This is a genomic window from Candidatus Sarmatiella mevalonica, from assembly GCF_016751895.1.
Taxonomy (GTDB): Bacteria; Pseudomonadota; Alphaproteobacteria; order Rickettsiales; family Rickettsiaceae; genus Sarmatiella; species Sarmatiella mevalonica.
In genome coordinates this window covers 1-3,804 of the sequence record NZ_JACVVM010000087.1, presented here as the reverse complement: position 1 = coordinate 3,804, position 3,804 = coordinate 1, and the positions used below count along the sequence as shown (strand labels likewise).

Here is a 3,804-nt window from a genome sequence, read left to right as displayed (position 1 = left end):
CCACCTCAAAATCAAATAAGTCCTTAAATTTGCGATATTGATGCTTTGGACTAACTAATTGATTTAAACTTACCATTGTAATTTGATGCGCTGAAGACATTTGAAAACCTCGTTCTTTTGAGATTTATTATAACAAAAATTACCTCATCTCGCAACGGTCCCATGTTCATCATGAGCGAGTTTCGAAAGAGGTCTATTGTTGCCTAAAGCGTAATGGCTGCTCTGTATTGCCTAAAAAAGAAATATCTACCTTTGCTGATAAATAGAAATTCAAGCAATATCCAATTGGATATTTTCATATAGATATAGCAGAAGTCAGGACAGCTGAAGGTAAGTTATATTTGTATGTAGCAATAGATAGAACATCTAAATTTTCTTATGCAGAGCTACATAAAAGCCAGACTAAGATGATTGCCGCAGAGTTTTTACGCAACCTTATTAAAGTTGTACCTTATAAAATAGACCTCTTTCGAAACTCGCTCAATTAAGAGCAAATGCGAGGAGTATACGAAGCACAGAGCCGCAGCGTACATGAAGTACGTGAGGACTCGAGCATCGACAGCGTCGCCACAGTTGCCATCAGGAGTAGAGCTAGGAAAGAGGTCTATTTTATAAGGTATTGACAGATAATGGAATTCAATTTACCAATCACGATCATCATAAAAATACTTTTACTCATATATTTGAGCGTGTTTGCAATGAGCATCAGATAGAGCATAGAAAGACTAAGATCAAGCATCCTTGGACTAATGGGCAGGTAGAGCAAATGAACAGAACTCTCAAAGAAGTAACTGCAAACAATTTCCATTATGCATCTCATGATGAGCTGAAACAGCATCTGCATGCTTATTTGATGGCTTATAACTTCGCTAAACGACTTAAAGCCATCAAAAGAAAAACTCCTTGGCAATTTATATTAGACCTCTTGCATAACCTAAAAATGAAAGAGGAATTTTTAGGAAAAATGACGTTGAACGCCGCAGCATACTCTAGTATATGAGGAGCGCAAAGGAGTTTTGACAACAAAATTACCCCACGGAATAGGTTATGCAAGAGGTCTATTAAATCAGTGGACAACTCATCCTGAATATTTTATACTTAATCCTAACCATTTCTTACTGGGACTAAACAGCCAAATATTCCAGAAAAAAGTGTAATTATCATAGATAATGCTTCTTTCCATAAGAGCAAGATACGCAGCGAATCATCGATGCTGAACATACTTTGTTATACTTTTACCACTATATGCCTCAGATCTCAATCCCATAGAGAAAAAATGGGCTCACGCGAAACATATACGAAGAGCTGCCAATTTGTACTATTGATGAATTATTTACAAATTATTTGACATAGTCTTTTTATGACGCTTTAGTTATATTTAAAGCTATAAAGTACTGCTTTATAATATCATCAAATCCAATGCACCTTACTCTAAACGCTAAAGACACCCCGCTACTCAGCGCTCAAATCCTTCTTATAAGTCTCTTTATAATTATATAACACAATTAAAGAAAACAGCCCAAGAGCCATTAAGTAATAAGATATAGCGTATTTATTGCCCGTATATTTCACTAGCATAGTGCCTATCATGGGTGCAGAGCCGCCAAAAAGAGCAGCCGCGATGTTATAAGACAAGGCTATACCAGTGAAGCGTATACTAGTAGGGAATACTTCCACCAATACAGTAGGCACAGGGCCCATGTAATATGCGTTAATTGCAGCAAACCCTATACAACCTACTAATGCTAAATGATAGTTCATGGAACCTATTAACAAGAATGCAGGATAAACGCAAACGATGGTTAAGATAATACCGCTAATAAGTATTGGCTTTCTGCCAATTTTATCTGAAAACCACGCGGAAATCGGCACAACTATTAGAGAAGTAAACAAAATGAGAGTGCCAGCTAGAGAACTTTCTTTTAAGGAATATCCTAAAGTTTTCATGAAACTTTCTATCAACACAGTAGCCGTATAGAAAGGAGCGGTAACGGTGGTGTAAGCAGCAGTCGCAACAAGCAGTGCCATGGCATGATACTGAAACACATCGCGCACCGGCCGAGAAGACAGTTGTTTCCTCTGTTTAGCTGCCTTATACAGCGGACTTTCCGAAAGGTGAGTTCTAATATAAAGACCTATCAAGCCTATAAATAATCCTAGCACAAAGGGTATCCTCCAACCCCAGTCCTCTAGGTCTTGCGGATCCATAATGCGCATGAAAGCTCCGGCAACCCCCAGACCCAAAATCATACCCATAGACATACTCACGAAGGAAGCGCTACCAGCCAAACCCCTGTAACGCCCTTGCGAATGTTCTACGATATAAGCGATGCATCCGCTGAATTCTCCGCCCAAAGAAAAGCCTTGCAGCAAGCGAATAATTGCAAGTATGATTGGGGCGGCGATACCGATGGTACAATAACCAGGCAACAAACCTATACCTGCAGTAGGCAAAGCCATAATTAAGATGCCCAGCACCAATGCCTGTTTTCTGCCCAGCCTATCCCCTATATAACCAAAAACAATTCCGCCAACAGGCCTGACAACAAAACCAGCTGCAAATAAGGCGAAGGTGAGTATGTCTCTAATATCAGATTCTGGAAAAAAATGCTTGGCTATGATAGTAGCAAATTGCGCATACAAAGCATAATCATACCACTCTAATGCATTGCCTATCATGCCAGATATTACTACTTTCTTCATATTATTTATGATAAAAAATTATTGAATTTTTAAGTTTAAACTAATAGGAGATGAGAAGTTGCAAAAAATAGAAGCTTATATTGCATACATAAAGATGCATACATCAAAAACCATTACATATTCATTATAACTTCATTTTTCTATTACGCTACATACGTCTGCAAAGTTTTTATCTAAAATAATCGTGAAAAAGTTAGATTCTATTTATTTTTGATTTTTATCTACTTTTTTATCTATACTACTCCTTTCACTATTTGAGTCTGTTTGATTTGCGCTCTCACCACTCAACCTCCTCTCGTCCTCTTGAGCGTTGCGCGTTTTGAGCATAAGCCTTCTTTTAAATTTACTAGATTCAGTGAGAAAGGTTTTGGCATTAGCAGATAGGCTATCGTATACATCCTTTTTTTGCGCATTTAGTTCTGCTATTTTTTTACGATATTCCTTGATCTCGTTTTGAGTATCTGGTTTTATTGTAGCGGCATATTTTTTATATTCTTCTATTATTTGCGCGTAATAATTTTTGAGATCTTCTAGAGACGAACCGTTTACGCGCGTTAAGGATTCGTCTTGAGCATAGCAAGAAATTGGATTGATGGATGCAATAAACAACGCAAGGAAGCAAAGTTTTTTGAATAGCGCTGTAACACAAAGGTGAGTTGGTAAAATTTTAAACATAAATTATTTCTTTCTATCTTTCTAAAAATATGAACAGTTTAGATAAGCAGCGGTATCATAGGTTGTCTACCAAATGAGTGTGGCAGTATATCACATTCATTCTGGCGTAGTTAATAAAACTTACAATTGCGTTACTATGTACATTTGCTACATCTAGAATAAAATTTACACTGACACAACTCAAAACACAATAGCACTTCGAAAATTAATTTTGATATTTAAGACAAAAACCAAAGAGAAGTATAGTAATTTAGGTTGAATTAGGTATTTTAAAGAAATAAGAAATAGCCTCATATAATTGATTCAATTCAGTAATTTGATTTTTAATCCATCGTTTCATATTAGCCCAAAATTTCTCTATTGGATTCAGAGCCGGTGAATATGGAGGCAAAGAAATGATCCTGCAATTTACTATTCAATCAATTC

The 3,804-nt window shown here is 36.7% G+C and carries 5 protein-coding genes and 2 pseudogenes; 4 read left to right on the top strand and 3 right to left on the bottom strand.

Annotation, left to right across the window (positions count from 1 at the left end):
• Positions 1 to 266: 266 nt before the first annotated feature.
• From Sarmat_RS06125 to Sarmat_RS06115, 4 genes and pseudogenes are all read left to right on the top strand, one after another.
• Positions 267 to 461: pseudogene (locus Sarmat_RS06125) on the top strand (IS481 family transposase); the annotation flags it as partial.
• 33 nt (positions 462 to 494) lie between these two features.
• Positions 495 to 623 carry a hypothetical protein gene (locus Sarmat_RS07175; RefSeq protein WP_279611774.1) on the top strand — a complete coding sequence of 43 codons (129 nt, stop codon included), beginning with the start codon at positions 495 to 497 and terminating at the stop codon, positions 621 to 623.
• Positions 611 to 892, top strand: a pseudogene (locus Sarmat_RS06120) (integrase core domain-containing protein); the annotation flags it as partial. The gene Sarmat_RS07175 and the pseudogene Sarmat_RS06120, both read left to right, overlap by 13 nt.
• A 124-nt stretch (positions 893 to 1,016) precedes the next feature.
• The gene (locus tag Sarmat_RS06115; RefSeq protein WP_202149889.1) at positions 1,017 to 1,157 is read left to right on the top strand and encodes a hypothetical protein; all 141 of its coding nucleotides are present in this window, start codon (positions 1,017 to 1,019) and stop codon (positions 1,155 to 1,157) included.
• Between the two features lie 295 nt (positions 1,158 to 1,452).
• Here the strand turns inward: Sarmat_RS06115 and Sarmat_RS06110 are convergent, their stop codons facing one another.
• The 3 genes from Sarmat_RS06110 to Sarmat_RS06100 form a co-directional block, all read right to left on the bottom strand.
• A complete protein-coding gene (locus Sarmat_RS06110; RefSeq protein WP_202149888.1) occupies positions 1,453 to 2,703 on the bottom strand; it encodes an MFS transporter in 1,251 nt (416 codons plus the stop codon).
• A 204-nt stretch (positions 2,704 to 2,907) separates the two neighbouring features.
• Complete coding sequence (locus tag Sarmat_RS06105; RefSeq protein WP_202149887.1) at positions 2,908 to 3,378, bottom strand: hypothetical protein; 471 nt, start codon at positions 3,376 to 3,378, stop codon at positions 2,908 to 2,910.
• A 250-nt stretch (positions 3,379 to 3,628) separates the two neighbouring features.
• A complete protein-coding gene (locus Sarmat_RS06100; RefSeq protein ID WP_341826618.1) occupies positions 3,629 to 3,775 on the bottom strand; it encodes a transposase in 147 nt (48 codons plus the stop codon).
• Positions 3,776 to 3,804 lie beyond the last annotated feature (29 nt).

Bases quoted from the DNA above. Each gene is read 5' to 3' on its own strand.
- Sarmat_RS07175 (WP_279611774.1), top strand. From the start codon at position 495: ATGCGAGGAGTATACGAAGCACAGAGCCGCAGCGTACATGAAGTACGT.
- Sarmat_RS06110 (WP_202149888.1), bottom strand. From the start codon at position 2,703: ATGAAGAAAGTAGTAATATCTGGCATGATAGGCAATGCATTAGAGTGG.
- Sarmat_RS06105 (WP_202149887.1), bottom strand. From the start codon at position 3,378: ATGTTTAAAATTTTACCAACTCACCTTTGTGTTACAGCGCTATTCAAA.